Origin of the sequence: Streptomyces sp. NPDC055243 (assembly GCF_044544025.1) — a bacterium.
Lineage (GTDB): Bacteria > Actinomycetota > Actinomycetes > Streptomycetales > Streptomycetaceae > Streptomyces.
Window position 1 is genome coordinate 1 of record NZ_JBITWR010000028.1, and the last position, 26,222, is coordinate 26,222.

Sequence of the window (26,222 nt, forward strand, 5' to 3'; positions counted from 1 at the left end):
AGCGCGAGGGCATCCACTCCGTGGGCGAGCTCGTGGCCCGCTCCGAGGCGGACCTGCTCGACATCCGCAACTTCGGTGCGAAGTCGATCGACGAGGTCAAGATGAAGCTGAACGGCATGGGTCTCGCGCTGAAGGACTCGCCTCCCGGCTTCGACCCGACCGCCGCCGCCGACGCCTTCGGCGCCGACGACGACGCGGACGCCGGGTTCGTCGAGACCGAGCAGTACTAAGAGCTCGGGCCCGACGGTTTGATTTTGGCTGCGCGTGCGGTTCGGTTGCTCGCGCAGTTCCTCGCGCCCCTTGTCGGGGCGCGTGCCACTGACTCCGGTACCTGATACGGCCGGGGCAGACAACAAGGAGAAACACCATGCCGAAGCCCACCAAGGGTGCCCGTATGGGCGGCAGCGCCGCGCACGAGAAGCTTCTTCTGGCGAACCTCGCCAAGCAGCTCTTCGAGTACGGCCGCATCACCACCACCGAGGCGAAGGCCCGTCGTCTGCGTCCCTACGCGGAGCGTCTGGTCACCAAGGCGAAGAAGGGTGACCTTCACAACCGCCGTCAGGTGCTTCAGGTGATCACCGACAAGAGCATCGTGCACACGCTCTTCACGGAGATCGGCCCGCGCTACGAGAACCGCCCCGGCGGTTACACCCGTATCACCAAGATCGGTAACCGTCGTGGCGACAACGCGCCCATGGCGATCATCGAGCTTGTCGAGGCCCTGACCGTGGCGCAGGCCGCCACCGGTGAGGCCGAGGCCGCCACGAAGCGCGCCGTCAAGGAAGACGCCCTCAAGAAGGACGACGCGCCCGTCGAGGACGCGAAGCCGGCTGAGGACGCTGCCGAGGAGTCCAAGGACGCCTGAGGCTCTGCCTTGCTGTGAGCGGGTCCGCCCTTCGGGGCGGGCCCGCTTTCGCGTGGTCGGCTTCCTGAGAGGATCTGTTCTGTGAGTGATGAAGTAGAGCCCGGGTTCGTGCGGGTGCGTCTCGACCTTTCGTACGACGGCAAGGACTTCTCCGGCTGGGCCAAGCAGCGGCAGGGGCAGCGGACCGTCCAGGGTGAGATCGAGGACGCGCTGCGGACCGTGACGCGGTCGCAGGAGACGTACGAGCTGACCGTCGCGGGGCGGACCGACAGCGGAGTGCACGCGCGGGGGCAGGTCGCCCACGTCGATCTGCCGGAGAGCGTGTGGGCCGAGCACAGCGACAAGCTGCTGCGCAGGCTCGCCGGGCGGCTGCCGCACGACGTGCGGGTCTGGAAGGTGGCCGAGGCCCCGGCGGGGTTCAACGCGCGGTTCGCGGCCGTGTGGCGGCGTTACGCCTATCGCGTGACCGACCACCCGGGCGGCGTCGACCCGTTGTTTCGCGGTCATGTGCTGTGGCACGACTGGGAGTTGGACCTCGACGCGATGAACGCCGCCGCCGAGAAGCTCGTCGGTGAGCACGACTTCGCGGCCTACTGCAAGAAGCGCGAGGGCGCCACGACCATCCGTACGCTCCAGGAACTGCGCTGGGAGCGGCGGGACGACGGGATTCTCGAGGCGACCGTGCGGGCCGACGCCTTCTGCCACAACATGGTGCGGTCCCTGGTCGGGGCCATGCTGTTCGTGGGCGACGGGCACCGGCCCGTGGAGTGGCCGGCCAAGGTGCTCGCCGCCGGGGTGCGGGACTCCGCCGTGCATGTCGTACGGCCGCACGGACTGACCCTTGAGGAAGTCGGTTACCCGGCCGACGAGTTGCTCGCCGCACGTGCCAAGGAGGCGCGCAACAAGCGGACGTTGCCCGGCGCCGGGTGCTGCTGAGCCCCGACCGCCGGGCTACTCGGGGGCGTTGGCCGCGGCGGAGGCCTGGGCCTCGCCCCGCCGGTTGATCTGGCCGAAGGCGAAGCGGGCGAGGTCGTCGCCGGTCGTGTAGACCTTGCGCTCCTTGGTCGTGACGTCCTTGTCGCTGGTGAAGCCGGACGTCGTGAAGTAGGCGTACCGGCCGTAGGCGTTGTAGGTGCCGCGGCAGACCGCCGTGCGGCAGAAGGCGGGCACGCCCTTGCCGGACAGCGAGAGGACCAGGCCTTCCTTCGCCTCTTCGTTGACCTTGGCGGCCTGGGCCGCCGTGTCGAAGACGGCGACGCCGACCGTGACGGCGATGTTGTCCTTCACGTAGCTGGCGCGGAAGAGCTGCGTGCAGTCGTTCTTGGTGAGGATCGCGCCGAGCTTGGCCTGCGTGACGCTCGCGCACTTCTTCGTGCCGTTCGTGGCGCCCTTCTTGTAGACGCGGTCGCCCGAGGTCAGCGACTTGCCGGGGAAGAGCGTGTCGGCGCTGAGCGGCGCCTTGTCCTTCTTGGCGCTGGAGATGAACTCCTTGGGGTCCGGCGGGGGCGGCGGCGTCGTCTCCTCGAAGGACGGGCCCGGGTTCGTGCTCGCGCCGGGGATGTCCGCGGTCGAGGGCAGCTCGCTGGCCGGTTTGTTCGACGCGGAGGTGTTGTCGCTGTTCGCGGAGACGACCGCGACGGCGACGGCGGCCGCGACCACGACGGTGGCGAGCGCGCCGCCGCCGATCATCAGCCATTTGCGGCGCCGGGTGCGCGATTCGGACGCCTCGGCGAGCGCCGCCCAGTCAGGGGTCTGTGAATCCCCTGGACCCCACTGAGGTCCCCCTTGCCCAAAGCTCATGCGCCGCATCTTAGACGGGGAGTTGGGGATGTTGAGCGGGGGCCGGGGGAGGGGCCCGGCCTAGCCTGATCCCTATGAATACGGGCAAAGCAGCTGTTAGTGGGTGGTTGTCGCGGCCGGTGACCTGGCACGCCTGGGCGGCGCTGGGAGCCGTGCTGCTCGCCGCGGTCGTCCGGGTGGGGCTGAAGAGCTCGGACGGCGGGATGGACAACGCCATCGTGGTGCGGGCGGCGGAGGCCTGGCTCGATGGGCGTTCGCCCTATGCCGACCGGCACTTCCTCTATCTGCCGGGCGCGGTGCTCGCCGCGGTGCCGCAGGCGCTGCTGCCGCAGGCCGTGGTGCGGTTCCTCGTCCCGGCGGGGGTCACGGCCTGCCTGGTCTTCGGCTGGGGGTGTGCGCTGCGGATCCACGCGGTGGCGTGGCGCAGCCGGTTCGCGGTGCTTGGGCTGCTCGCGCTCGCCCTGGGGTTCGCGCCGTTCGGGCACCTGATCAAGCTCGGCAACTGGACCGTGGCGTCGGCGGCCGCGTTGCCGCTCGCGCTGCTCCTGGTGTGCCGGGGGAGGTGGCTCGTCGCGGGTCTCGTGATCGGGGCCGCCGTGGCCGTGAAGCCGCTGCTCGCGCCCGTGGTGCTGCTCTTCGTCTTCGCGCGGCGGTGGCGTGCGCTCGGGGGCGCGGTGCTCGTGCCGACGGTGGTGTCGGTGGGGGCGGCGCTCGTGATGCCGGACCCGGCGGGGTTCTTCACGCGGACGCTGCCGTTCCTGCTGCGGGGCGACGACAGCTTCGTACGGCTCTACGAGGCGTCGCCCGCCGCGATCCTGCCGCGGCTCGGCGTGCCGCAGGGGGCGGCGACGCTGCTCGCCCTCGCGGCGGCGGCAGCGGGGGTGTGGTGCGCGTGGCGGCGCTGGCGGGACGGCGGGGGGCCCAGGGAGCCGCGGGTGGTCGAGACGGCCGTGATGCTGATGCTGGCGGCGTTCCTGGTCTCCAGGCCGTCGTACGACCACTATCTGCTCGTTGTCGTGCCGCTGCTGCTCGCGGGGGCGCTCGTGCCGGGGGCCGTGGCCCGGGGGAAGTGGTTCTGGCTGGCGCTCGTCCCGCAGATTCCCGGGTTCACCTGGCCTTGGCTGGAACCCGGCACCCGGCGGGCCTTCAGGGACTGCGTCACCCTGTGTGTGCTGGCCTTCACGGTCGCCCGCTCCTGTCTGCGGCACGGGGCGGTTACCCTGGATGGCGCAGAACCGCCCGAGGCGGTGGAGTCGGCGGTGCCGGTCTCCAGGTCCGCGTTTTGACCCGTGCGGGGCGCTGCGGGTACTCTCGGGGATTGTTATACGTATTGGCTTCGTCGTTCTCACGCGAAGGGCCTTACGTAGGTTCCCTGGAGCAGTTACCAGTGGCTCGCATACGGGCAGCGTCCCCGGCATTGTGAGCCCCAGCTGCATGATCGCCAAGATCGCTTCTGGGGTGCCGTGTGTCTGGACCCCATCCACTGAAGAAGCGAAGGCTACGAAGTGCGTACGTACAGCCCCAAGCCCGGCGATGTGACCCGCCAGTGGCACGTCATCGACGCTCAGGACATCGTCCTGGGCCGTCTGGCGACCACTGCCGCCAACCTCCTGCGGGGCAAGCACAAGGCGATCTACGCCCCCCACATGGACATGGGCGACTTCGTCATCATCATCAACGCCGACAAGGTTCACCTGTCCGGCAACAAGAAGACCCAGAAGATGGCGTACCGCCACTCCGGGTACCCGGGCGGTCTGCGTTCCGTCCGCTACGACGAGCTTCTTGCGAAGAACCCCGAGAAGGCCGTCGAGAAGGCCATCAAGGGCATGATCCCCAAGAACACCCTGGGCCGTCAGATGCTCTCGAAGCTGAAGATCTACGCGGGTGACCAGCACCCGCACGGCGCTCAGCAGCCGGTCCCGTTCGAGATCACCCAGGTCGCGCAGTAGTTCCGGCCACCCCCAAAGACGTAAAGAATTCTGAGGAGAATCGTGGCCGAGACCACCGTTGAGCAGCCGGTCGAAGAGACCGAGGTTGTTGACGTAGAGCAGTACACCACCGAGTCCGAGGCGCCCGTCGAGGGCGAGTACACCTCGGAGTCGAACGCCGCGCGCTTCGGCGACCCGCAGCCGGCCGCCGGCCTGGGCCGTCGCAAGAACGCCATCGCCCGCGTCCGGATCGTCCCGGGCACCGGCAAGTGGAAGGTCAACGGGCGCACGCTCGAGGACTACTTCCCGAACAAGGTCCACCAGCAGGAAGTCAACGAGCCCTTCAAGGTGCTCGAGCTCGACAACCGCTACGACGTCATCGCCCGCATCTCGGGTGGCGGCGTCTCCGGTCAGGCCGGTGCGCTCCGACTCGGTGTCGCCCGTGCGCTGAACGAGGCCGACGTCGACAACAACCGCGCCGCCCTCAAGAAGGCCGGTTACCTCAAGCGTGACGACCGTGCGGTCGAGCGCAAGAAGGCCGGTCTCAAGAAGGCCCGCAAGGCTCCGCAGTACAGCAAGCGCTAATCTGCCTGCTTGTACTTTTCGTTCGCCCCGGCGGCACGTTGTGTGCTGCCGGGGCGTTCGTTTATCGGAAACCTGGTGATCCTGGTGATCCCGGGTCGGGACCCCGGTGATCCCGGGGTAGAAGTCCGGAGGAGGACAGCAGTGGGACGACTCTTCGGCACGGACGGCGTGCGCGGTGTCGCCAACGCGGATCTGACGGCCGAGCTCGCGCTCGGGCTCTCCGTGGCAGCGGCTCATGTGCTCGGCGAAGTGGGCACGTTCGAGGGCCATCGGCCGGTCGCGGTGGTCGGCAGGGACCCCCGCGCGTCGGGCGAGTTCCTGGAGGCCGCGGTGGTCGCCGGTCTCGCGAGCGCGGGCGTGGACGTCCAGCTCGTCGGTGTGCTGCCCACCCCCGCGGTGGCGCATCTCACCGGTGCGCTGGGCGCCGACCTCGGCGTGATGCTCTCCGCGAGCCACAACGCCATGCCGGACAACGGCATCAAGTTCTTCGCGCGCGGCGGCCACAAGCTGGCCGACGAGCTGGAGGACCGCATCGAGTCCGTGTACGAGGAGCACCGCACCGGTAATCCCTGGCAGCGCCCCACGGGCGCGGGCGTCGGCCGTGTTCAGACGTACGACCAGGGCCTCGACCAGTACGTGGCGCATCTCCTCGGCGTGCTGCCCAACCGCCTCGACGGACTGAAGATCGTCCTCGACGAGGCGCACGGAGCCGCCGCCCGCGTCTCGCCCGAGGCGTTCGCGCGCGCCGGTGCCGAGATCATCACGATCGGCGCCAAGCCGGACGGCCTGAACATCAACGACGGCTGCGGATCCACGCACCTGGGCCTCCTGAAGGCCGCCGTCGTCGAGCACGGCGCCGACTTCGGTGTCGCGCACGACGGCGACGCGGACCGCTGCCTCGCCGTGGACCACACGGGTGCCGAGATCGACGGGGACCAGATCCTCGCCGTCCTGGCGCTCGCCATGCGCGAGCACGGCACGCTGCGCGAGGGCACCGTCGTCGCGACGGTCATGTCGAACCTCGGCTTCAAGATCGCCATGGAGCGCGAGGGTCTCTCCCTGGTGCAGACCGCCGTCGGCGACCGCTATGTGCTCGAGTCGATGAAGCAGCACGGCTACGCGCTGGGCGGCGAGCAGTCCGGGCACGTGATCATCCTCGACCACGCGACCACGGGTGACGGCACGCTGACGGGTCTGCTGCTCGCGGCGCGCGTCGCCGAGACCGGGCGCAGCCTCGCCGACCTCGCCGGGGTCATGGAGCGGCTTCCGCAGGTCCTGATCAACGTGCCCGACGTCGACAAGTCGCGGGTCACCACCTCCGCCGAGCTGTCGGCCGCCGTCACCGAGGCCGAGCGCGAACTGGGCGCCACGGGACGGGTGCTGCTGCGTTCGTCCGGCACGGAGCCGTTGGTGCGCGTCATGGTCGAGGCCGCCGACATCGACCAGGCCCGGTCCGTGGCCGGGCGGCTCGCCGATGTGGTGAAGTCCGCGCTGGGCTAGGTCAGTTGTGACTTGGCGGTGCGCTCGTGCTGCCTGGCCCAGAAGAACTTCTGGGCCAGCAGCGTGAGGGTGCCCGCCAGGACGATGCCCAGCAGGTTGAGCAAGAGCTGTTCGGTGGAGCCCTGGGTCTGGCGCGCGTCCCCGTAGCTGAGCGCCACCGCCGCGTTGGCGGCCGCGGGGACCGTGGTCACCGAGATCGCGACGCCGACCAGGGCACCCGACTTCGCCGAGGTCAGCGAGAGCGTGCCCGCCGCGCCCGCGAGGACGGCCACGACGAACGAGAACCAGTCGGGCGCGTACACGAAGCCGGTGTTGGGGCGCTCCTGGTCCAGCTGCTTCTCGGTGAACAGGCCGACGGCGTCCATGAAGAAGCTGAAGCCGACCGTCACCGCCATGGCGATGGCGAAGCCCGCCAGGACCGCGATCAGCGAGCGCAGCGCGAGGCGCGGCGCACGCTGCACGATGGCCGTGCAGAAGCCCGCCAGGGGGCCGAACTCCGGGCCCACCGCCATCGCTCCGACGATCAGGATCGCGTTGTCGAGCACCACGCCGCAGGCCGCGATCATCGTGGCCAGCGTGATGAAGGCCACGTACGTGATCGACAGCGTCGATTCCTCGTGCGTCACGTCGGAGAGCTGTTCCCACAGGACCGCGTCGGCGCCCTCGCCCGGTGCGTCGTCCTCCGCCTCGTCCGCGCGCCGGGAGAGCGAGAGGTCGATGTTCTCCAGCGCGATCGAGCCCGACTTGTCGATGCCCAGGGCGCGCAGGCCGCCGATCAGCGTGTCGCCCGCCTCCCGGGCGACGTCGCACATCACGACGTCACCCTCGGGGTCGCGGGCCGCTCCCGGCATGACGGCGAGGTGCGTGGCGCCGATCGTCTTCTCGATCAGGCGCACCACGTCGTCCGTCTTGTCCGCCGGGGTGATCAGGCGTAGATGCAGCATGGGCGCAGGGTAGCCGGGCCTTGGGGACCCTGGAGGTCAGAGCTTGCGCAGGCTCAGCTTGCGCACCTTGTGGTCGGCGCCCTTGCGGATGACCAGGGCGGCCCGGCCGCGGGTGGGGGCCACGTTCTCCAGGAGGTTGGGCTTGTTGATCGTGCGCCAGGTCGTACGGGCGTAGTCCAGGGCCTCTTCCTCCGAGACCTGGGTGTACTTGCGGAAGTACGAGGACGGGTCCTGGAACGCCGTGTCGCGCAGCTTCTTGAAGCGGTTCAGGTACCAGCGCTCGATGTCCTCGGCGCGCGCGTCCACGTACACGCTGAAGTCGAAGTAGTCGGCGAGGCCCACGCGGGTGCGGCCGTCCTTGCCGGGCAGGGCCGGCTGAAGGACGTTCAGGCCCTCGACGATGAGGATGTCGGGGCGGCGGACCGTCAGGCGCTGGTCCGGCACGATGTCGTAGATCAGGTGGGAGTAGACGGGCGCCGTCACCTCGTCCTTGCCCGCCTTGATGTCCGCGACGAAGCGGGTCAGGGCCCTTCTGTCGTACGACTCCGGGAAGCCCTTGCGGGACATCAGGCCGCGGGCCTGAAGCTCCTTGGTGGGCAGGAGGAAGCCGTCCGTCGTCACGCGCTCGACGCGGGGGTGCTCGGGCCAGCGGGAGAGGAGGGCCTGCAGGAGGCGCGCGACGGTCGACTTGCCGACGGCCACGGAGCCCGCGACTCCTATGACGAAGGGCGTGCCCGACTGGGAGCCCTTCTCGCCGAGGAAGGTGTTGAGCGCGCCGCGCAGGCCGTCCGTGGCGCCCACGTAGAGGTTCAGGAGGCGGGAGAGCGGGAGGTAGATGTCCCGCACCTCGTCCAGGTCGATGACGTCGCCGAGGCCGCGCAGCTTCTCCAGCTCCGCGGCGGTCAGGGGAAGCGGCGTCTTGTCACGCAGTGCGCTCCACTCGGTGCGGGTGAGGTCGACGTAGGGAGTCGCCTCCGGCCGGTGCCGGTGGGCGCTCCGCGCGGTCGGCGGGGGTTCGGAGACCGAAGAGATCACAGTCCATTGTTACGGCTGTTTGAACGGGCCGGGGGGTGGGGTGCGTCACCCCCCGCGGGGCTTGAACCGTTAGGGTGCCCGGCCTCGTAGGCTGCTGCTCGTGATTATTGGGGTCGGAATCGACGTGGCCGAGATCGAGCGGTTCGAGGCGGCGCTGGCGCGTACGGCGGGGATGGCAGGGCGGCTCTTCGTGGAGCGGGAGTTGCTGCTGCCGAGCGGGGAGCGGCGGGGGATCGCCTCGCTGGCGGCGCGGTTCGCGGCCAAGGAGGCGCTGGCCAAGGCGCTGGGGGCGCCGGGGGGCCTGCGGTGGACGGACGCGGAGGTGTTCGTCGAGGGGAGCGGGCAGCCGCGGCTGCGGGTGAAGGGGACGGTGGCCGCGCGGGCCGCCGAGCTGGGGGTGCGGTCGTGGCACGTCTCGCTCAGCCATGACGCGGGGGTGGCTTCGGCTGTGGTGATCGCTGAGGGGTAGGCGCTGTGTGCGGTGCTCGCGGCTGATCGCTGGGGGTAGGCGCTGTGTGCGGTGCTGGGTGACACTCGGGGTATGCGTACTGCGTACTCGGTGGAGACGGTCAGGGCCGCGGAGCGGGAGTTGATGGCGCGGGTGCCGGAAGGTGCCCTGATGCAGCGGGCCGCGGCGGGGCTCGCGGTGGTCTGTGCCGAGGTGCTCGGCAAGGTGTACGGCTCCCGGGTCGTGCTGCTCGTGGGGAGCGGGGACAACGGGGGCGACGCGCTGTACGCCGGGGCGCGGCTCGCGCGGCGCGGGGCGGGGGTTTCCGCGGTGCTGCTTTCGCCCGAACGGGTGCATGAGGGTGGGCTCCGCGCGTTGCGCAGGGCCGGGGGGCGGGTGGTCGCGCCCGACGGGGCCGAGGGGGTTCTCCGCGGGGCCGGTCTTGTCGTCGACGGGATCGTGGGCATCGGGGGCAAGGGCGGGCTGCGGGCCGCGGCTTCCCAACTCGTCGGTTCTGTACGGGAGTTGGGTGTGCCCGTGGTCGCCGTCGATCTGCCGAGCGGGGTCGACGCGGACAGCGGGGTGGTCGTCGGCGAGGCGGTGCGGGCCGATGTGACGGTGACCTTCGGGGCGTACAAGCCGGGGCTGTTGATCGATCCCGGGCGGGAGTACGCGGGGGTGGTGCGGCTGGTGGACATCGGGCTTGAGCTGGGTGGGGGTGCTGGCGGGGGCGCCGGTGGGGGTGCTGGTGGGGGTGCTGGTGGTGAGGTGGAGGCCCTTCAGTACGCCGATGTGGCCTCGCTCCTGCCCATGCCCACCGGGGAGAGCGACAAATACCGGCGGGGTGTCGTGGGGATCGTCGCCGGGTCGGCCCGCTACCCGGGGGCGGCGGTGCTTGCCGTCGCCGGTGCGTTGCGGGGCGGGGCCGGGGCGGTGCGGTACGTGGGGCATGCGGCGGATGCGGTGATCGCCCGCTTCCCGGAGACCCTCGTCTCCGCGGGGCCGCCGTCCAAGGCGGGGCGGGTGCAGGCCTGGGTGGCCGGTCCCGGGCTCGGGGACGATGCCGAGCGGCTGGCGGACGTGGTCGGGGCGGATGTGCCGGTGCTGATCGACGCTGACGGGTTGCGGCTGGCCGATGCGGGGGCGGTGCGGGGTCGGAGCGCGCCTACGTTGCTGACGCCGCATGCGGGGGAGGCGGCCGCGCTGTTGGGGGTGGCGCGGGAGGAGGTCGAGCGGGGACGCCTGGACGCTGTGCGGGAGTTGGCGGGGCGGTATGGGGCGACGGTGCTTCTGAAGGGGTCCACGACGCTGGTCGCGGCGCCTGGGCCTTCTGGTGGTGCGGCGGTGCGGGTGAACCCGACCGGGACGCCCTGGCTCGCCACGGCGGGCAGCGGGGACGTCCTTTCGGGGCTGGCGGGTGCGCTGCTGGCGGCGGGGCTCGGTGCGGAGGACGCGGGGGCGGTGGGGGCGTATCTGCACGGCCTTGCCGGGCGGCATGCGGCGGATGGGGCGCCGGTGGGGGCACAGGACGTGGCGGAGGCGATTCCTGCGGCTTGGCGGGATGTACGGCGCTAGGCGGGGCTGGTCCGGCTGGGGATGCGGGGCCGTGCCGGTATGTCCGTCCTCGCTATCGTCCGGTGGCCGCGTGGGTGCTTCGGCGGGGGAGTGCCGGGAGCCGTGCTCCGGGCGGACATACCGGCCCGTCCCCTCGCGTCGCGCTGCCGACTGCGGGGCGTGGGGGCGTGCTGCGGGGTCGGTCCGTGGGTGGGTGCGGTGCCGCGCCGGTATGTCCGTCCTCGCTATCGTCCGGTGGCCGCGAGGGTGCTTCGGCACCGGAGTGTCGGGAGCCGTGCTCCGGGCGGACATACCGGCCCGTCCCCTCGCGTCGCGCTGCCGCCTGCGGGTCGTGGGGGCGTGCTGCGGTCCCGGTCCGGCTGGTGGGTGCGGGGCCGTGCCGGTATGTCCGTCCTCGCTATCGTCGGGTGGCCGCTTGGGTGCTTCGGCACCGGAGTGTCGGGAGCCGTGCTCCGGGCGGACATACCGGCGCGTCCCCTCGCGTCGCGTTGCCGCCTGCGGCGATTCGCTCGTTGCTCCGGGGTAATCGGGTGGGTGGGAAAGGCTTGTTCGTTGCGGGTGAGGCTGAGCCCCCTGGTTCACGCGGCTGCGTGAACATGTGGGTCGATGACGCGCGTGCCCTGTGGAAGACGCCGCACAAGGGCGACCGGGTCTATGCGTGGGGGCGCAGGCCCGGGGCCTGAGGCGCGCGGCTGCCGGGGTGTCAGCGGGCTCTGAGACACTGGTCGGCGTTATGACTGAGACCGCACCCTTGCGTGCCCGCGCCGAGATCGACCTGGCCGCCCTCCGGGCCAACGTGCGGACTCTGCGCGCCCACGCACCAGGCGCCGCCTTCATGGCCGTAGTGAAGGCCGACGCGTACGGCCATGGGATGGTGCCCTGTGCCCGGGCCGCCGTCGAGGCGGGCGCCACCTGGGTGGGCGCCGCGACCCCCGAGGAGGCGCTCGCGCTGCGGGCCGCCGGTATCCGGGGGCGTCTGATGTGCTGGCTGTGGACCCCGGGCGGGCCCTGGCGCGAGGGCGTCGAGGCCGATCTCGACATGTCGGTGAGCGGGCTCTGGGCGCTGCGCGAAGTGTCCGCCGCCGCGCGGGCCGCGGGCCGCACCGCGCGCATCCAGCTGAAGGCCGACACCGGGCTGGGGCGCAACGGCTGCATGCCCGCCGACTGGCCCGAGCTCGTCTCGCAGGCGATGCAGGCCGAGGCCGAGGGCCTGGTGCGCGTCACCGGCCTCTGGTCGCACTTCGCGTGTGCTGACGAGCCGGGGCATCCGTCCATCGCCGCCCAACTCGCGCTGTTCCGCGAGATGGTCGCCGCCGCCGAGGAGCGCGGCATCCGGCCCGAGGTGCGGCACATCGCCAACTCGCCCGGCACGCTCACGCTCCCGGAGACCCACTTCGATCTCGTACGTCCCGGGATCGCGATGTACGGCATCTCGCCCAGCCCCGAGGTGGGCACCCCGGAGGAGTTCGGCCTGCGGCCCGTCATGAGGCTCAGCGCCTCGCTCGCCCTCGTGAAGCACGCTCCGGGGGGTCATGGCGTGAGTTACGGGCATCACTACGTCACACCCGGTGAGACGACGTTGGGGCTCGTCCCGGTGGGGTACGGGGACGGGGTCCCGCGGCACGCGTCCGGCACCGGACCCGTGCTCGTCGGCGGCAAGTTGCGGACGGTCGCGGGGCGCATCGCGATGGACCAGTTCGTGGTCGACCTCGGTGGTGACGAGCCCGCCGTGGGCTCCGAAGCCGTCCTGTTCGGCCCCGGCGACCGGGGTGAGCCGACCGCCGAGGACTGGGCACAGGCGGCGGGCACCATCGCGTACGAGATCGTCACCCGCATCGGATCGCGCGTTCCGCGCGTCTATGTGAACGAGTGACCGGCAGCGGGCGACCGGAGAGAGCGGCCAGGCGACTGAGGAGGAGCGGCACGTGAGCGAGACCAGCACGGGGGCGGCCGCACAAGCGGTGACGGAAGTCGCCGAGGCGGCCGGGAACTGGCGCAGGGCCGGCTTCGCCGGTGCCGCGATTGGTGTCGTCGCCGCGGGCGCCGCGGCCGGTGTCGCCATCGAGCGGCTGACCGTCGGCCGGGGCATGCGCAAGAAGGCGCGGCTCGCACTCGACGCGTCCGGGCCCTACGGCTCGCTGCGCGGCATGCCGGGCCAGGCGTACGCGGACGACGGCACCGAGCTGTCGTACGAGGTCGACGAGGTCGACAAGGCCTCGGCCGACAGCGCGCAGGCACCGCGTCGGCGCAGGCTCTTCGGGCGCAAGGCCCCCGCTCCCGTCACCGTCGTCTTCAGCCACGGCTACTGCCTGAGCCAGGACTCCTGGCACTTCCAGCGGGCGGCCCTGCGCGGCGTCGTGCGCTGTGTGTACTGGGACCAGCGCAGCCACGGCCGGTCGGGGCGCGGCGCGGCGCAGCTCACGGACGGGACGCCGGTCTCCATCGACCAGCTGGGGCGTGACCTGAAGGCCGTCATCGACGCGGCGGCGCCCGAGGGGCCGCTGGTCCTGGTCGGGCACTCCATGGGCGGCATGACGACGATGGCCCTCGCCGACCACTTCCCCGAGCTGATCCGCGAGCGCGTCGTCGGCGTCGCTCTGATCGGTACGTCGTCCGGGCGGCTCGGCAGCGTCAACTTCGGTCTGCCGGTCGCCGGGATGAACGCCGTGCGGCGCGTGCTGCCGGGTGTCCTGAAGGCGCTCGGCTCGCAGGCCGAGCTGGTGGAGAAGGGGCGGCGGGCCACCGCGGACCTCTTCGCCGGCATCATCAAACGCTATTCGTTCTCGTCCAGGGACGTGGACCCGGCGATCTCGCGGTTCGCCGAGCGGATGATCGAGTCGACGCCCATCGACGTGGTCGCGGAGTTCTACCCGGCGTTCGCCGAGCACGACAAGACGGAGGCGCTGAAGCACTTCGCCGAGCTTCCGGTGCTGGTCCTGGCCGGTGACAAGGACCTGGTCACGCCCAGCGAGCACAGCGAGGCCATCGCCGATCTGCTCCCGGACGCCGAGCTCGTGCTCGTCCCGGACGCCGGGCACCTGGTCATGCTGGAGCACCCCGAAGTGGTCACGGACCGCCTCGCGGACCTCCTCGGCCGCGTGGGCGCCGTTCCCACGGCGGCCGATGCACGCACCTCCAGCGGCTAACGTGGGTGGGCATGGAAGCACCGCACAACCCGGCCCCCGTGAACACGCTGGGCATCACCGTCACCTCCCCCGAGCAGATGGGCGACCTGGGCCGCCGCCTGGCCAAGCTGCTGCGCCCCGGTGACCTCGTGATGCTGACCGGCGAGCTCGGCGCGGGCAAGACGACACTGACCCGCGGCCTGGGCGAGGGCCTCGGCGTCCGGGGCGCCGTCACGTCCCCCACCTTCGTCATCGCCCGCGTCCATCCGTCCCTCTCCGACGGCCCGCCCCTGGTGCACGTGGACGCGTACCGCCTGGGCGGCGGGCTCGACGAGATGGAGGACCTCGACCTCGACGTCTCGCTGCCCGAATCGGTGATCGTCGTGGAGTGGGGCGACGGCAAGGTCGAGGAGCTCTCCGACGACCGGCTGCACGTCGTCATCGACCGTGCCGTCGGCGACACCACGGACGAGGTGCGCGAAGTGGCGCTGACCGGCGTCGGAACGCGGTGGGCCGAGGCCGACCTCACGCTGCTGTCGGCCTGAGCCTCGTCTTTTCGCCCGAACTATCCGACAAGCCGTCGGCAAGATGTTGCGCGGCGCGCTCCGGGCGTGGTCACATGGATACCGGTACTGGTTAGGTCTACCTAACCACGTCTGCCCCCGGAGCCCAGGAGGCATCCATGTCGGCTTCAGAACGTGACGCACAGCCCCGGCCGCACGGGCTGTCGGGGCCATCGGGGATTTCCATGCGCGATCTGCTGGCGTCCTGCGCGGCCGCCAGCGCGGTCTCGACACCGCCGCGCGATCCCGCGCCCGCGGGGGACGTCCCTAGGGAACGACGACGACCTTCTTGCTGATCGTCGCGAACTCCCACATCGCGTTGCCGTCCTTGCGCGACTCGCGGATGCCGCCGGTCTTCTTCGACGGGTCCGGCTTCGGCGTCGAGCCGTCCACCGCCGCGCTGAAGCCGATCGCGATGCCGTCCACGTTCGCGAAGCGCACGACGTGCTCGATCGCCACGCCGTCCGTTCCGGTGACGGTGCCCGAGCGCGAGGTGACGGCGTACGTGCCGGGGACCGGGTCCACCGTGCTCGGCGTGACCTTGAACGTGCGCTGTGCCTTGCCGGATCCCGCGACCAGCCACACGCGGTCGTCGCCCACCGAGTAGACGACCCGCTCGCCCGCACCGGACTGCGCAGGGACCGCCGTCGGGTTCGCCTTGTCCTTGGGGGAGCGCGAGGCGGCGGCGGTGGGGGACTTGTCCGGCTTCTTGCCCAGGGAGTCCGGCGCGCTGGCCGAGGCCTGGTAGGCGAGGAAGCCGACCGCGGCGAGCGCGGCGGCGGTGAGCCCGGCCACGAATCCCGAGCTGCTCCTGGACAACTGCGCCACCCTCTTCGTACTCCGTACGGCTACGGGGTGACGTTAGCAGCAGGTGTGCGGCATCCTCGGTCGGCCGTGCTCCGGGCGCCGGAGCCGTAGGCTATTCGCGTGCTCTTGCTCGCTCTGGATACCGCCACTCCCGCCGTCACCGTCGCGCTGCACGACGGCTCGTCCGTCGTCGCAGCCTCCAGCCAGGTGGACGCCCGCCGCCACGGCGAGCTGCTGCTCCCCGCCGTCGACCGCGTGCTCGCCGACGCGGGGCTCAGACTCGACGCCGTGACCGGCATCGTCGTCGGCGTGGGCCCCGGCCCCTACACCGGTCTGCGTGTCGGCCTGATGACCGCCGACACCTTCGGCCTCGCGCTCGGCGTGCCGGTGCACGGGGTGTGCACGCTCGACGGCCTCGCGTACGAGTCCGGCATCGAGACCGGCCCCTTCGTCGTCGCCACGGACGCTCGCCGCAAGGAGGTCTACTGGGCCCGGTACGCGGACCCGCGCACCCGCCTCACCGAGGCCGCCGTGGACCGCCCCGCCGACATCGCGGACGAGGTGGCGGGCCTGCCCGCCGTCGGCGCGGGCGCGGTGCTCTACCCCGAGACCTTCCCGGACGCCCGCGCCCCCGAGCACGTGTCGGCGGCCTCGCTCGCGTCCCTCGCGGCGGAGAGGCTCGCCGCCGGCGAGGAGCTGCTGGCCCCCAGGCCGCTGTACCTGCGCCGCCCCGACGCGCAGGTCCCCAAGAACTACAAGGTGGTCACCCCCAAGTGACATCCGTGACGACAGTCGTCCTGCGCGAGATGCGCTGGTGGGACATCGAACCCGTCTTCGTCCTGGAGAAGGAGCTCTTCCCGGACGACGCCTGGTCGCGCGGCATGTTCTGGTCCGAGCTCGCCCACGCGCGCGGGCCGCTGGCCACCCGCCGCTATGTGGTGGCGACGGACGGGGACCGGCTCGTGGGGTACGCGGGGCTCGCGTCGGCCGGTGACCAGGCCGACGTGCAGACCATCGCGGTGGCCCCGAGCCACTGGGGCACGGGGCTCGGCTCCCGGCTCCTGACCGATCTGCTGTGCGCGGCCACCGCCTTCGAGTGCGGCGAGGTCATGCTCGAGGTGCGGGTCGACAACACCCGGGCGCAGAAGCTGTACGAGCGCTTCGGCTTCGAGCCCATCGGCTTCAGGCGCGGCTACTACCAGCCGGGCAACGTGGACGCCCTGGTGATGCGTCTGACCGATCCATCGACATCCGTACAAGGAACCGACACCCATGGCTGACTCGCGCGACCAACCTCTCGTTCTCGGCATCGAGACCTCCTGTGACGAGACCGGCGTCGGCATCGTCCGCGGCACCACGCTGCTCGCCGATGCCATCGCCTCCAGCGTCGACGAGCACGCCCGCTTCGGCGGTGTCGTGCCCGAGGTCGCGTCGCGGGCGCACCTGGAGGCGATGGTGCCGACCATCGACCGCGCCCTGAAGGAAGCGGGCGTGTCGGCGAAGGACCTGGACGGCATCGCGGTGACCGCGGGGCCCGGTCTCGCGGGCGCGCTGCTCGTGGGCGTCTCGGCGGCCAAGGCGTACGCGTACGCGCTCGGCAAGCCGCTCTACGGCGTGAACCACCTGGCCTCGCACATCTGCGTCGACCAGCTGGAGCACGGCACGCTGCCCGAGCCGACGATGGCGCTGCTCGTCTCCGGAGGCCACTCCTCGCTGCTCCTCTCGACCGACATCACCTCGGACGTACGCCCGCTGGGCGCGACCATCGACGACGCGGCGGGCGAGGCCTTCGACAAGATCGCGCGGGTGCTCGACCTGGGCTTCCCCGGCGGTCCCGTCATCGACCGGTACGCGAAGGAGGGCGACCCGAAGGCGATCGCCTTCCCGCGCGGTCTCACCGGGCCGCGCGACGCCGCGTACGACTTCTCCTTCTCCGGCCTGAAGACCTCCGTCGCGCGCTGGATCGAGGCCAAGCGGGCCGCGGGCGAGGAGGTTCCCGTCCGTGACGTGGCGGCGTCCTTCCAGGAGGCGGTCGTCGACGTGCTGACCCGCAAGGCCGTGCGGGCCTGCAAGGACGAGGGCGTGGACCATCTGATGATCGGCGGCGGCGTGGCCGCCAACACGCGGCTGCGCGCGCTGGCGCAGGAGCGGTGCGAGGCGGCCGGCATCCGGCTGCGGGTGCCGCGGCCGAAGCTGTGCACGGACAACGGCGCGATGGTGGCCGCGCTCGGCGCGGAGATGGTGGCACGCAATCGCTCGGCGTCCGACTGGGACCTGTCGGCCGACTCCTCGCTGCCGGTGACGGAGCCGCACGTGCCGGGCCACTCCCACGGCCATGACCACGACCACGTGCACGAGGTCAGCAAGGAGAACCTGTACTCGTGACCGTCGCGCTGATGTGGGAGGCCCGCGCCGTCGAGGGCCGGGGCGAGGAACTGCTCGCGTGGGCCCGTGCCCAGCCCCTGGAGGGCACCCCGGTCCGCCGCGAGAGCTTCCGCGCCCCTCAGGACCGCGTCCTCGTCCTGACCTGGTGGGACGCCGCGTACGACGCCGACCTGCCCGAGCTGCCTGAGCCCGCGCCGGAGCTGGTGACGCGGGCGGTGCACCGGTGGCGCTTCGAGTCGGCGGGCCTGGACTGACGCGGCGACGCACGCCCGCGAATCCGCCCCCGGAAGAAAGTCCCGGAAATTTCCAAGACGGTGTCGATCGGGACGCCTGCCGTTCGACGCAGAGGTGAGAGGCGGGGAAAAGCCCCGCCCGTCGCGTGACCCGCAGGGCGCGCGACAGCCGAACGGAGACATGATCATGCCGCGCTTCCTGACGATGATCCGGGTCGACGAGAAGAACTCTCCCGAGGGCGGACCCAGCCCCGAGATGGGCGAGCGCATGGGCGCGCTGCTCGAAGAGATCACCAAGGCCGGGGTGATGCTCGACACCGCGGGCCTCACGCCGAGCGCCCAGACCACCCAGGTGCACTGGAAGGGCGGGCAGGTGTCCGTCACGGACGGTCCGTTCACCGAGGCCAAGGAGGTCGTCGGCGGCTACTCGATCACGCAGTGCAAGGACAAGGCCGAGGCCGTCGAGTGGGCGAGCCGCTTCCTGAAGACCCACGACGAGCACTGGACCGTGACGGCGGAGGTCCGGGAGATCATCGAGGGCTGACGCGGCCGGTACCGGACCTTGGCGGTGCCCCGCGCAGGGTGCTCTGATGGGTGGCCGTGACGGCCCACTCTTCAGAGCACCCCCGCCAGGACGCTCCGCGCAGCGCCATCGAGACCGTCTTCCGGATCGAGTCCCCGCGCCTCGTCGCCGGTGTCGCGCGGATCGTGCGCGACGTGGGCATAGCGGAGGAGCTGGCCCAGGACGCGCTGGTCGCCGCGCTTGAGCAGTGGCCGCAGGCCGGTGTCCCCGACAATCCGGGCGCCTGGCTGATGACCACCGCCAAGCGCCGCGCCATCGACCTCGTACGCCGCAGGGAGCGCTACGCGCGCAAGCTCCAGGAGATGGGCCGAGACCTGGCGGCGGCCCCGCCGCACGTCGACGAACCCGCCGAACCCGCCGACCCCGACGACATCGACGACGATCTCCTGCGCCTGGTCTTCACCGCCTGTCACCCGGTGCTCTCCGCCGAGGCCCGCATCGCGCTCACGCTGCGGCTGCTCGGCGGCCTGACGACGCCGGAGATCGCCCGCGCGATGCTGGTCCCCGAGACGACGGTGGCCCAGCGCATCGTGCGCGCGAAGCGCACCCTCGCCGCCAAGGGCGTGGCCTTCGAAGTGCCGTACGGAGCCGAGCGCGAGGGCCGGCTCGGGTCGGTGCTCGACGTCATCTACCTCATCTTCAACGAGGGGTACGCGGCCACGGCGGGCGACGACTGGCTGCGGCCTTCGCTGTGCGAGGACGCGCTCCGCCTCGCCCGTGTCCTTGCCGGTCTGATGCCGCGCGAGCCCGAAGTGCACGGCCTGGCGGCGCTGTTGGAGCTCCAGGCGTCCCGCGCGGCGGCGCGCACCGGACCGAAGGGCGAGCCGGTGCTCCTGGCGGACCAGGACCGCCGCCACTGGAACCTGCCGCTGATCCGGCGTGGCTTCGCGGCGCTCGCCCGCGCGCACTCGGCGGCGCCGGGCGCGGCGGGCCCGTACGCCCTGCAGGCCGCGATCGCCGCCTGCCACGCGAACGCCTCCTCGTACGAGGACACGGACTGGTCCCAGATCGCCGTGCTGTACGAACTCCTCGCGGCCCGCACTCCCTCACCCGTGATCGAACTGAACCGCGCGGTGGCGGTGTCGATGGCATCGGGCCCGGCGGATGCGCTGCGCCTGGTGGACGCGCTCGCGGACGAACCCGCCCTGAAGGACTACCACTTGCTGCCGAGCGTGCGGGGCGACCTGCTGGTGAGGCTGGGGCGGGCGGCGGAGGCGCGGGAGGAGTTCGAGCGTGCGGCGGGGCTCACGCGCAACGAGCGGGAGCGGGAGCTTCTGCTGGGGCGGGCCGGAGAGTGCGGGTAGTTCCTCAAGCGCCGGAGGGGCCGCTCTCCGTGACCGGGTGCCCGATCAGCATGGTCGGCGCCCCCGCCACCCGCGTCAGAAAGACCGTCGCCGAGTTCTTGCCCTGCGGCTTCACCTTCCGGCGCAGCTCCTCCGGTTCCACCGCGGAGCCCCGCTTCTTCACCGTCAGGATTCCGACCTCGCGCTCCCGGAGGAGTGCCTTCAACTTCTTTACGCCGAAGGGCAGTTGATCGGTGATCTCGTACGCCACCGCGTACGGCGTCGCGTGTAGCGAGTCGGAGGTGACGTACGCGATGGTCTCGTCGATCAGGCCGCCCTCCACCCGCGCGGCCACCTCCGCCACCAGATGCGCACGGATGACGGCGCCGTCCGGCTCGTACAGATAGCGCCCCACCGCCCGCACCTGCGGGTCCGGCAGCATCGCGTCGAGCGGTGACCACAGGGAGGCGCCCGAGGGCAGCAGCGTCGCGCGGTGCGATGAGGGGGCGTCCGTGCCGAACCACAGCACGGCCTCCTTCACGTCCCCGCCGTCCGAGATCCACTCCGCGGCGGCCTCGGCGGGCACCGCCTCGTGCGGAATGCCGGGAGCGATCTTCAGGGCCGCGTGCGGGGCCTTGCGGGCGGCCTGGACGGCCCAGGAGAGGGGCGGGGAGTAGGCCTCGGGGTCGAAGATGCGGCCCCGTCCGCCGCGCCGCGCCGGGTCCACGAAGACCGCGTCGTACGAGGTCGTGTCGACCTCGGTGACATCGGCCTCGCGGACTTCGATCAACTCGGCGAGTCCCAGCGCGTCCGCGTTCGCGCGCGCCACCGCGCAGGTCAGCGGGTCGCGGTCGACGGCGAGGACGGCGATCCCGGCCCGCGCGAGGGCGATCGCGTCGCCGCCGATGCCGCAGCAGAGATCGGCCACGCTCCGGACGCCGAGGGCCTTGAAGCTCTCGGCGCGGTGCACGGCCACGCTCGTACGCGTCGCCTGCTCGACGCCGTTGGGCGTGAAGAACATCCGCCCCGCGTCCTCGGCCCCGAACTTCGCCACCGCCCGCCGGCGCAGCCGCGCCTGTGCGAGCACGGCCGTGACCAGCTCCGCCGGGTGCTCGCGGCGCAGGCGGGTGGCGACGGCCAGCTCCCGGGCCGGATCGGCCTCCCGCACCTCGTCGAGATCGAGCAGGGACCGGCCCTCGGCGGTGAGCAGCGCGGAGAAGGAGGTCAGGGCGGCGTCGAGGTCGTTCACCCGGCCCATTGTGGGCCAGTCGGTGGATGGTGCGCGCCCGGCGGCGGTGTCGCCCCTGTGGCACGCCTGTGAGCTGCAAAGATCCGGCGCCATGCAACTAGTACGACAAAACGACAAATTCAGTGCAAGACGGAAGGGTCGGGGGTGGGGTCCGGAGCGGGTCCGGGCGAGGAGCCGCGTGCCGGGTCGTGTACGGGGCCGGGTGCGGGTCGGGGCCGCCGTGCTGACCGCCGCCGCGATCGCCTCCGGCTGTGCGTCGGGCGCCGACGGCGGCGCCAACCCCGCCCCCGGCCAGCAGCGCCTGGACGCGCCGCCCGCCCGCGCCCTCGACTCCTACGCCCAGAAGCTCCGCGTCGCCCAGGTCGCCCGCGCCGCCGCCGCGAAGCGCTGGGGCCTGGCGAAGACCCCGCTGGCCGCACCGGCCGCCCCGGCGAAGAAGCCGTTGATCACCACCCGCAAGGGGTTCGAGGTCAAGGGGCAGGCGGGCCTGCCGCCCGTCTTCACGACCATCCCGACCAAGAAGAAGATCGTCTTCCTGACTATCGACGACGGCGCCGAGAAGGACCCGGCGCTGCTGAAGATGATGAGCGAACTGCAGATCCCGTACACCGCGTTCCTCAGCGACTACCTGGTCAAGGAGGACTACGGCTACTTCAAGAAGATGCAGTCCCGCGGTGTCTCGCTGAACAACCACACCCTCAACCACCGCTACATGCCGGGGCTTTCGTACGCGGGCCAGCGCCGCGAGATCTGCGGCATGCAGGACACCATCCAGAAGCGCTACGGCAAGCGGCCCGAGCTCTTCCGCCCGCCGTACGGCAACTACAACGTCGACACGCTGCGCGCCGCCAAGTCCTGCGGCATCAAGGCGGTCCCGCTGTGGGCGTCCGAGGCCTTCCCCAACCGCATGGACTGGCGCGAGTGGGACCGGGACCTGCACCCCGGCGACATCATCCTCACGCACTTCCGGGGGCGCGAGGACTGGAAGGGCACGATGCCCGACATGGTCCGCAAGGTCATGAAGACGGTCACCGACAAGGGGTACGCGGTGGCCAGGCTGGAGGACTACCTGTGACCGGGCGGGCGCGGGCGCACCACCACGTCGCCGCGGCCCTCGCGGCGGCCGTGCTCGCGCCCGCGCTGCTCACGGGGTGCGCGCAGTCGGTGGACCCGATCGAGCGGCTCGGCAGGAAGGCGGCGGAGAAGGTTCCCAGGCCGAAGCAGGCGTCACCGTCCGCCTGTGCGCCGCCCGCGGGACCGCAGAAATCCGGGCGGCGCCTGGCCACGGAGACGGAACCGCCCGCTGCCCCGGAGCGTTGCCCCGAGGGGCGTGGGGCCACCCCCGTACCCCTGAAACGCACCCCGTCCGGATAAGACCCGCGTCAGCGAATTAGCAGTCCGCTTGACCGAGTGCTAATCGGCGTCCTAGTCTCGGCGTTGGCACTCACCACTGGAGAGTGCCAACAGCGACGGGCAGGTCCGGCACCCGCGACGACGGATCCACCTGGTCGCCACCCCAGACTGTTAACCCCGTAGATCTCCGAAGGGGGAGACCGGATCGTGACGACCGCCAGCTCCAAGGTTGCCATTAAGCCGCTCGAGGACCGCATTGTGGTCCAGCCGCTCGACGCCGAGCAGACCACGGCCTCCGGCCTGGTCATTCCGGACACCGCGAAGGAGAAGCCCCAGGAGGGTGCTGTCCTCGCTGTGGGCCCGGGCCGCTTCGAGAACGGCGAGCGCCTGCCGCTCGACGTCAAGGTCGGCGACGTCGTTCTGTACAGCAAGTACGGCGGCACCGAGGTGAAGTACAACGGCGACGAGTACCTCGTCCTCTCGGCCCGCGACGTGCTCGCGATCGTCGAGAAGTAATTCACCTGCTTCACCAGTTTTGATTTTGAGCTGCGCCCCTGGTCACCCCGCTGATTGCCGGGCGGCGAGGGGCGCAGTTCGTTAAACCCGAGTTTCGAGAGGGCTGAACCGCTCCCATGGCGAAGATCCTGAAGTTCGACGAGGACGCCCGTCGCGCCCTCGAGCGCGGCGTCAACAAGCTTGCCGACACGGTCAAGGTGACGATCGGCCCCCGTGGCCGCAACGTCGTCATCGACAAGAAGTTCGGCGCCCCCACGATCACCAACGACGGCGTCACGATCGCCCGTGAGGTCGAGGTCGAGGACCCGTACGAGAACCTCGGCGCGCAGCTCGTCAAGGAGGTGGCGACCAAGACCAACGACATCGCGGGTGACGGCACCACCACCGCGACCGTGCTCGCCCAGGCCCTGGTCAAGGAAGGCCTGCGCAACGTAGCCGCCGGCGCCTCCCCGGCCGCCCTGAAGAAGGGCATCGACGCCGCCGTCAAGGCTGTGTCCGAGGAGCTTCTCGCGACCGCGCGCCCGATCGACGACAAGGCCGACATCGCGGCCGTCGCCGGTCTGTCCGCCCAGGACCCGCAGGTCGGCGAGCTCATCGCCGAGGCGATGGACAAGGTCGGCAAGGACGGTGTCATCACCGTCGAGGAGTCCAACACCTTCGGCCTGGAGCTGGACTTCACCGAGGGCATGGCCTTCGACAAGGGCTACCTGTCCCCGTACATGGTGTCCGACCAGGAGCGTATGGAGGCCGTCCTCGACGACCCGTACATCCTGATCCACCAGGGCAAGATCTCGTCCATCCAGGACCTGCTCCCGCTGCTCGAGAAGGTCATCCAGACCAACGCCTCGAAGCCGCTGCTGATCATCGCCGAGGACGTCGAGGGCGAGGCCCTGTCGACCCTGGTCGTGAACAAGATCCGCGGCACCTTCAACGCCGTCGCGGTGAAGGCCCCGGGCTTCGGCGACCGCCGCAAGGCCATGCTCGGTGACCTCGCCACCCTCACCGGCGGCACCGTCATCGCCGAAGAGGTCGGCCTCAAGCTCGACCAGGTCGGCCTGGACGTGCTCGGCACCGCCCGCCGCGTGACCATCACCAAGGACGACACCACCGTCGTCGACGGCGGCGGCGACGCCTCCGAGGTCGCGGGCCGCGTCAACCAGATCAAGGCCGAGATCGAGTCCACGGACTCGGACTGGGACCGCGAGAAGCTGCAGGAGCGCCTGGCGAAGCTCGCTGGTGGCGTCTGCGTGATCAAGGTCGGCGCCGCGACCGAGGTCGAGCTCAAGGAGAAGAAGCACCGTCTGGAGGACGCCATCTCCGCGACCCGCGCCGCGGTCGAGGAGGGCATCGTCTCCGGTGGTGGCTCCGCTCTGGTGCACGCCGTCAAGGTCCTCGAGGGCAACCTCGGCAAGACCGGCGACGAGGCCACGGGTGTCGCGGTCGTCCGCCGCGCCGCCGTCGAGCCGCTGCGCTGGATCGCCGAGAACGCCGGCCTCGAGGGCTACGTCATCACCTCGAAGGTCGCCGAGCTCGACAAGGGCTTCGGCTTCAACGCCGCGACCGGTGAGTACGGCGACCTGGTCAAGGCCGGCGTCATCGACCCGGTCAAGGTCACCCGCTCCGCCCTGGAGAACGCCGCGTCCATCGCGTCGCTGCTCCTCACGACCGAGACCCTGGTCGTCGAGAAGCCGGCCGAGGACGAGGGCGACGCCGCGGGCCACGGGCACGGTCACTCTCACTGACCCGTCGCTCCGCTGAGCTGAGCCGAGGCCCGGTGCCCCCTCGGGGGCGCCGGGCCTCGGTGTTTTTCGGATTCTCGTCTGCCGGGTTCCGCGCCGGTGCCGACCGCGAGTCGCGGTCCGTCCTCGCGCAGTTCCCCGCGCCCCTGACGGGGCGCTCCTTTGGGAGCTCCTACTGCGGGCCGTACTTGCGGCCGGTACGGGAGGTCACTCCGCCCAGCAGCGCCCTCGGCGTCACCTTCACCACGCCCATCAGCGCCTTGTAGCGGGGGTCCGGGATGGACAGGGTCTTGCCCCGCGCCAAGTCGGAAAGCGCCGCCGCGACCAGCTTGTCCGCGTCGAGCCACATCCACTTGGGGATGTTGGACGTCCCCATCCCGGCCCGCTCGTGGAACTCGGTCCGTACGAACCCGGGGCACAGGGCCATCAGCCGCACCCCGGAGCCGGCCAGGTCCTTCGCCGCGCCCTGCGTGAACTGCACGACCCACGCCTTCGACGCGCCGTACGTCCCGCGCGGCACGAACGCCGCCACCGACGCGACGTTGACGACGCCGCCGCGGCCGCGCTCGCGCATCGACTCCGTCGCCGCCGACGTCAGGCGCAGCACCGCCTCGCAGTGCACCTTCAGCATCGTCAACTCGTCCTCGATGGACACCTCCAGGTACCGGCCCTTGTTGCCGAACCCGGCGTTGTTCACCAGCAGGTCGACGGGGCTCCTGCGGTCCGCGAGCCGCTTCTCGACGGCGGCGATGCCGTCGTCCGTCGCGAGGTCCGCGGTGAGGACCTCGGCCTCGATGCCGTGCCGGTCGTGCAGTTCGGTCGCCTGTTCCCGCAGTCGCTCGGTGTTCCGTGCCACCAGGACCAGGTTGTGGCCGTCACCGGCGAGCCGCCGGGCGAAGGCCGCGCCGATACCGGCGGTCGATCCCGTAATCAGAGCCGTAGTCATGGCCCAAGGCTAGTGAGATCCGGTGACCGCCGTGTTACCCGGATGGCCGTCGGGACCGCCGTGCTTCTGCGCGTACTTCCGAGCCGTCTCGATCAGCTCGGGATGCAGCGCGTCCCCGGCGGCGAGCAGGCTCGGCAGCAGGTGCTTCTCCGTCATCACGGCCCTGAACTGGAGGGCGACGGTGATGTCGTGCGCCGGCCGGTGCACGACCTCGATCGTGTCCCCGCCCCGGATCTCACCCGGTTCGATCACCCGCAGATAGGCGCCGGGAGCGCCCTGTCGGGTGAAGCGCTTGACCCATTTCGTCTCGCCGAGATGGCCCTGGAACGTCTGGCAGGGAATGCGGCCCGACGTCACCTCGAGGAGCAGATCGGGGCCGACGCGCCAACGCTCGCCGATCTTCGCGCCGTTCACGTCGAGCCCGGACGTCGTGAGGTTCTCGCCGAAGGAGCCGTTGGCCAGCGGACGGCCGAGCAGGCGCTCCCACTCGTCGAGGTCCTCGCGCGCGTAGGCGTACACCGCCTGGTCGTCGCCGCCGTGGTGCCGCCGGTCGCAGACCTCGTCCCCGGCCACCCCGCTCCCGGCGGTCCCCTTCGCGCCGGGAGCCGCCACCCGAACGGCCCCATCGGCGGGCTGCTTGTCGATGCCGGTGCCGCCCGAGGGAGCGTCGGTGTACTCCACGGCTTTGAACCGGCCCAGATTCACGGAGAGAAGCTTCATGGCGGAAGGCTAGGCGAGCTCGCTCAAAGTGGCGACGCAT

General features: G+C 71.3%; 29 protein-coding genes. 22 read left to right on the forward strand and 7 right to left on the reverse strand.

What is annotated here, in order from left to right; translation table 11 throughout:
• The 3 genes from ACIGXX_RS42580 to truA all read left to right on the forward strand — a co-directional run.
• The coding region (locus tag ACIGXX_RS42580) for a DNA-directed RNA polymerase subunit alpha C-terminal domain-containing protein (protein ID WP_351172014.1) at positions 1-230 on the forward strand (230 nt) is incomplete at its 5' end.
• A gap of 137 nt (positions 231-367) precedes the next feature.
• Entirely contained in the window at positions 368-865 is a 498-nt protein-coding gene (gene rplQ, locus ACIGXX_RS42585) for a 50S ribosomal protein L17 (RefSeq protein WP_351172017.1), read from the forward strand.
• 81 nt (positions 866-946) lie between these two features.
• Positions 947-1,801 (forward strand): tRNA pseudouridine(38-40) synthase TruA, encoded by an 855-nt coding sequence (truA, locus tag ACIGXX_RS42590; RefSeq protein ID WP_399984420.1) that lies wholly within the window; start codon positions 947-949, stop codon positions 1,799-1,801.
• A gap of 15 nt (positions 1,802-1,816) precedes the next feature.
• Here truA and ACIGXX_RS42595 read toward each other — a convergent pair whose 3' ends face one another.
• Entirely contained in the window at positions 1,817-2,665 is an 849-nt protein-coding gene (locus ACIGXX_RS42595; protein ID WP_351172023.1) for a hypothetical protein, read from the reverse strand.
• Positions 2,666-2,739: 74 nt separating this feature from the next.
• On the opposite strand from ACIGXX_RS42595, the gene ACIGXX_RS42600 reads away from it, so the two are divergent.
• The 4 genes from ACIGXX_RS42600 to glmM all read left to right on the forward strand — a co-directional run bounded on the left by ACIGXX_RS42600 (position 2,740) and on the right by glmM (position 6,678).
• On the forward strand, positions 2,740-3,951 hold the full coding sequence (locus tag ACIGXX_RS42600; RefSeq protein WP_399984424.1) for a glycosyltransferase family 87 protein: 1,212 nt from the start codon (positions 2,740-2,742) through the stop codon (positions 3,949-3,951).
• A 219-nt stretch (positions 3,952-4,170) separates the two neighbouring features.
• On the forward strand, positions 4,171-4,614 hold the full coding sequence (rplM, locus tag ACIGXX_RS42605) for a 50S ribosomal protein L13 (protein ID WP_351172026.1): 444 nt from the start codon (positions 4,171-4,173) through the stop codon (positions 4,612-4,614).
• Positions 4,615-4,656: 42 nt separating this feature from the next.
• Positions 4,657-5,178 (forward strand): 30S ribosomal protein S9, encoded by a 522-nt coding sequence (gene rpsI, locus ACIGXX_RS42610; RefSeq protein ID WP_249588321.1) that lies wholly within the window; start codon positions 4,657-4,659, stop codon positions 5,176-5,178.
• A 141-nt stretch (positions 5,179-5,319) separates the two neighbouring features.
• The gene (gene glmM, locus ACIGXX_RS42615; RefSeq protein WP_351172030.1) at positions 5,320-6,678 is read left to right on the forward strand and encodes a phosphoglucosamine mutase; all 1,359 of its coding nucleotides are present in this window, start codon (positions 5,320-5,322) and stop codon (positions 6,676-6,678) included.
• Here the strand turns inward: glmM and ACIGXX_RS42620 are convergent.
• Positions 6,675-7,622: a DUF389 domain-containing protein gene (locus ACIGXX_RS42620; RefSeq protein WP_351172033.1), complete on the reverse strand. Its 948-nt coding sequence runs from the start codon at positions 7,620-7,622 to the stop codon at positions 6,675-6,677. The two genes, glmM and ACIGXX_RS42620, sit on opposite strands and share 4 nt — an antisense overlap.
• A 36-nt stretch (positions 7,623-7,658) precedes the next feature.
• Complete coding sequence (gene coaA, locus ACIGXX_RS42625; protein ID WP_351172036.1) at positions 7,659-8,657, reverse strand: type I pantothenate kinase; 999 nt, start codon at positions 8,655-8,657, stop codon at positions 7,659-7,661.
• A 100-nt stretch (positions 8,658-8,757) separates the two neighbouring features.
• On the opposite strand from coaA, the gene ACIGXX_RS42630 reads away from it, so the two are divergent.
• From ACIGXX_RS42630 to tsaE, 5 genes are all read left to right on the forward strand, one after another.
• Positions 8,758-9,126: a holo-ACP synthase gene (locus ACIGXX_RS42630; RefSeq protein WP_351172039.1), complete on the forward strand. Its 369-nt coding sequence runs from the start codon at positions 8,758-8,760 to the stop codon at positions 9,124-9,126.
• Between the two features lie 72 nt (positions 9,127-9,198).
• Complete coding sequence (locus ACIGXX_RS42635; RefSeq protein WP_399984431.1) at positions 9,199-10,680, forward strand: NAD(P)H-hydrate dehydratase; 1,482 nt, start codon at positions 9,199-9,201, stop codon at positions 10,678-10,680.
• Between the two features lie 733 nt (positions 10,681-11,413).
• Complete coding sequence (gene alr / locus ACIGXX_RS42640; protein ID WP_399984434.1) at positions 11,414-12,553, forward strand: alanine racemase; 1,140 nt, start codon at positions 11,414-11,416, stop codon at positions 12,551-12,553.
• A 52-nt stretch (positions 12,554-12,605) separates the two neighbouring features.
• Entirely contained in the window at positions 12,606-13,826 is a 1,221-nt protein-coding gene (locus tag ACIGXX_RS42645) for an alpha/beta fold hydrolase (protein WP_383820203.1), read from the forward strand.
• Positions 13,827-13,837: 11 nt separating this feature from the next.
• Entirely contained in the window at positions 13,838-14,350 is a 513-nt protein-coding gene (tsaE, locus tag ACIGXX_RS42650) for a tRNA (adenosine(37)-N6)-threonylcarbamoyltransferase complex ATPase subunit type 1 TsaE (protein ID WP_351172048.1), read from the forward strand.
• Positions 14,351-14,635: 285 nt separating this feature from the next.
• Here the strand turns inward: tsaE and ACIGXX_RS42655 are convergent, their stop codons facing one another.
• Positions 14,636-15,187, reverse strand: coding sequence for a hypothetical protein (locus ACIGXX_RS42655; RefSeq protein WP_361468383.1), 552 nt, complete (start codon positions 15,185-15,187; stop codon positions 14,636-14,638).
• Positions 15,188-15,295: 108 nt separating this feature from the next.
• Between ACIGXX_RS42655 and tsaB the strand changes: the two genes are divergently transcribed.
• The 6 genes from tsaB to ACIGXX_RS42685 all read left to right on the forward strand — a co-directional run bounded on the left by tsaB (position 15,296) and on the right by ACIGXX_RS42685 (position 19,680).
• A complete protein-coding gene (gene tsaB / locus ACIGXX_RS42660; protein WP_351172054.1) occupies positions 15,296-15,952 on the forward strand; it encodes a tRNA (adenosine(37)-N6)-threonylcarbamoyltransferase complex dimerization subunit type 1 TsaB in 657 nt (218 codons plus the stop codon).
• Positions 15,953-15,981: 29 nt separating this feature from the next.
• The gene (gene rimI, locus ACIGXX_RS42665; RefSeq protein WP_351172213.1) at positions 15,982-16,455 is read left to right on the forward strand and encodes a ribosomal protein S18-alanine N-acetyltransferase; all 474 of its coding nucleotides are present in this window, start codon (positions 15,982-15,984) and stop codon (positions 16,453-16,455) included.
• Positions 16,448-17,560, forward strand: a complete 1,113-nt coding sequence (tsaD, locus tag ACIGXX_RS42670; protein ID WP_351172057.1) for a tRNA (adenosine(37)-N6)-threonylcarbamoyltransferase complex transferase subunit TsaD — start codon at positions 16,448-16,450, stop codon at positions 17,558-17,560. The genes rimI and tsaD overlap by 8 nt, the downstream gene beginning before the upstream one ends.
• Positions 17,557-17,814, forward strand: a complete 258-nt coding sequence (locus tag ACIGXX_RS42675; protein WP_399984441.1) for a hypothetical protein — start codon at positions 17,557-17,559, stop codon at positions 17,812-17,814. The genes tsaD and ACIGXX_RS42675 overlap by 4 nt, the downstream gene beginning before the upstream one ends.
• A 166-nt stretch (positions 17,815-17,980) precedes the next feature.
• Positions 17,981-18,337 (forward strand): YciI family protein, encoded by a 357-nt coding sequence (locus tag ACIGXX_RS42680; protein ID WP_351172063.1) that lies wholly within the window; start codon positions 17,981-17,983, stop codon positions 18,335-18,337.
• A 56-nt stretch (positions 18,338-18,393) separates the two neighbouring features.
• Positions 18,394-19,680, forward strand: a complete 1,287-nt coding sequence (locus ACIGXX_RS42685; protein WP_366463631.1) for a sigma-70 family RNA polymerase sigma factor — start codon at positions 18,394-18,396, stop codon at positions 19,678-19,680.
• Positions 19,681-19,684: 4 nt separating this feature from the next.
• Here ACIGXX_RS42685 and ACIGXX_RS42690 read toward each other — a convergent pair whose 3' ends face one another.
• Positions 19,685-20,917 carry a methyltransferase domain-containing protein gene (locus tag ACIGXX_RS42690; RefSeq protein ID WP_399984446.1) on the reverse strand — a complete coding sequence of 411 codons (1,233 nt, stop codon included), beginning with the start codon at positions 20,915-20,917 and terminating at the stop codon, positions 19,685-19,687.
• Positions 20,918-20,999: 82 nt separating this feature from the next.
• On the opposite strand from ACIGXX_RS42690, the gene ACIGXX_RS42695 reads away from it, so the two are divergent.
• From ACIGXX_RS42695 to groL, 4 genes are all read left to right on the forward strand, one after another.
• Positions 21,000-21,983, forward strand: coding sequence for a polysaccharide deacetylase family protein (locus ACIGXX_RS42695; RefSeq protein ID WP_399984449.1), 984 nt, complete (start codon positions 21,000-21,002; stop codon positions 21,981-21,983).
• The gene (locus tag ACIGXX_RS42700; RefSeq protein ID WP_351172075.1) at positions 21,980-22,282 is read left to right on the forward strand and encodes a hypothetical protein; all 303 of its coding nucleotides are present in this window, start codon (positions 21,980-21,982) and stop codon (positions 22,280-22,282) included. The genes ACIGXX_RS42695 and ACIGXX_RS42700 overlap by 4 nt, the downstream gene beginning before the upstream one ends.
• 186 nt (positions 22,283-22,468) lie before the next feature.
• A complete protein-coding gene (groES, locus tag ACIGXX_RS42705; RefSeq protein ID WP_006347174.1) occupies positions 22,469-22,777 on the forward strand; it encodes a co-chaperone GroES in 309 nt (102 codons plus the stop codon).
• A gap of 116 nt (positions 22,778-22,893) precedes the next feature.
• Positions 22,894-24,519: a chaperonin GroEL gene (groL, locus tag ACIGXX_RS42710; protein WP_351172079.1), complete on the forward strand. Its 1,626-nt coding sequence runs from the start codon at positions 22,894-22,896 to the stop codon at positions 24,517-24,519.
• Between the two features lie 169 nt (positions 24,520-24,688).
• Here the strand turns inward: groL and ACIGXX_RS42715 are convergent, their stop codons facing one another.
• Both ACIGXX_RS42715 and ACIGXX_RS42720 read right to left on the reverse strand, forming a co-directional pair.
• The gene (locus tag ACIGXX_RS42715) at positions 24,689-25,462 is read right to left on the reverse strand and encodes an SDR family oxidoreductase (RefSeq protein ID WP_351172082.1); all 774 of its coding nucleotides are present in this window, start codon (positions 25,460-25,462) and stop codon (positions 24,689-24,691) included.
• Between the two features lie 9 nt (positions 25,463-25,471).
• Positions 25,472-26,182: an MOSC domain-containing protein gene (locus ACIGXX_RS42720; protein ID WP_399984456.1), complete on the reverse strand. Its 711-nt coding sequence runs from the start codon at positions 26,180-26,182 to the stop codon at positions 25,472-25,474.
• Positions 26,183-26,222: the final 40 nt, after the last annotated feature.

Bases quoted from the DNA above. Each gene is read 5' to 3' on its own strand.
- tsaE (WP_351172048.1), top strand. From the start codon at position 13,838: ATGGAAGCACCGCACAACCCGGCCCCCGTGAACACGCTGGGCATCACC.
- alr (WP_399984434.1), top strand. From the start codon at position 11,414: ATGACTGAGACCGCACCCTTGCGTGCCCGCGCCGAGATCGACCTGGCC.
- ACIGXX_RS42695 (WP_399984449.1), top strand. From the start codon at position 21,000: ATGCAACTAGTACGACAAAACGACAAATTCAGTGCAAGACGGAAGGGT.
- ACIGXX_RS42635 (WP_399984431.1), top strand. From the start codon at position 9,199: ATGCGTACTGCGTACTCGGTGGAGACGGTCAGGGCCGCGGAGCGGGAG.
- ACIGXX_RS42595 (WP_351172023.1), bottom strand. From the start codon at position 2,665: ATGAGCTTTGGGCAAGGGGGACCTCAGTGGGGTCCAGGGGATTCACAG.
- ACIGXX_RS42720 (WP_399984456.1), bottom strand. From the start codon at position 26,182: ATGAAGCTTCTCTCCGTGAATCTGGGCCGGTTCAAAGCCGTGGAGTAC.
- ACIGXX_RS42690 (WP_399984446.1), bottom strand. From the start codon at position 20,917: ATGGGCCGGGTGAACGACCTCGACGCCGCCCTGACCTCCTTCTCCGCG.
- ACIGXX_RS42620 (WP_351172033.1), bottom strand. From the start codon at position 7,622: ATGCTGCATCTACGCCTGATCACCCCGGCGGACAAGACGGACGACGTG.
- rimI (WP_351172213.1), top strand. From the start codon at position 15,982: ATGCGCTGGTGGGACATCGAACCCGTCTTCGTCCTGGAGAAGGAGCTC.
- ACIGXX_RS42680 (WP_351172063.1), top strand. From the start codon at position 17,981: ATGCCGCGCTTCCTGACGATGATCCGGGTCGACGAGAAGAACTCTCCC.
- rplQ (WP_351172017.1), top strand. From the start codon at position 368: ATGCCGAAGCCCACCAAGGGTGCCCGTATGGGCGGCAGCGCCGCGCAC.
- groL (WP_351172079.1), top strand. From the start codon at position 22,894: ATGGCGAAGATCCTGAAGTTCGACGAGGACGCCCGTCGCGCCCTCGAG.
- ACIGXX_RS42715 (WP_351172082.1), bottom strand. From the start codon at position 25,462: ATGACTACGGCTCTGATTACGGGATCGACCGCCGGTATCGGCGCGGCC.
- tsaD (WP_351172057.1), top strand. From the start codon at position 16,448: ATGGCTGACTCGCGCGACCAACCTCTCGTTCTCGGCATCGAGACCTCC.
- ACIGXX_RS42600 (WP_399984424.1), top strand. From the start codon at position 2,740: ATGAATACGGGCAAAGCAGCTGTTAGTGGGTGGTTGTCGCGGCCGGTG.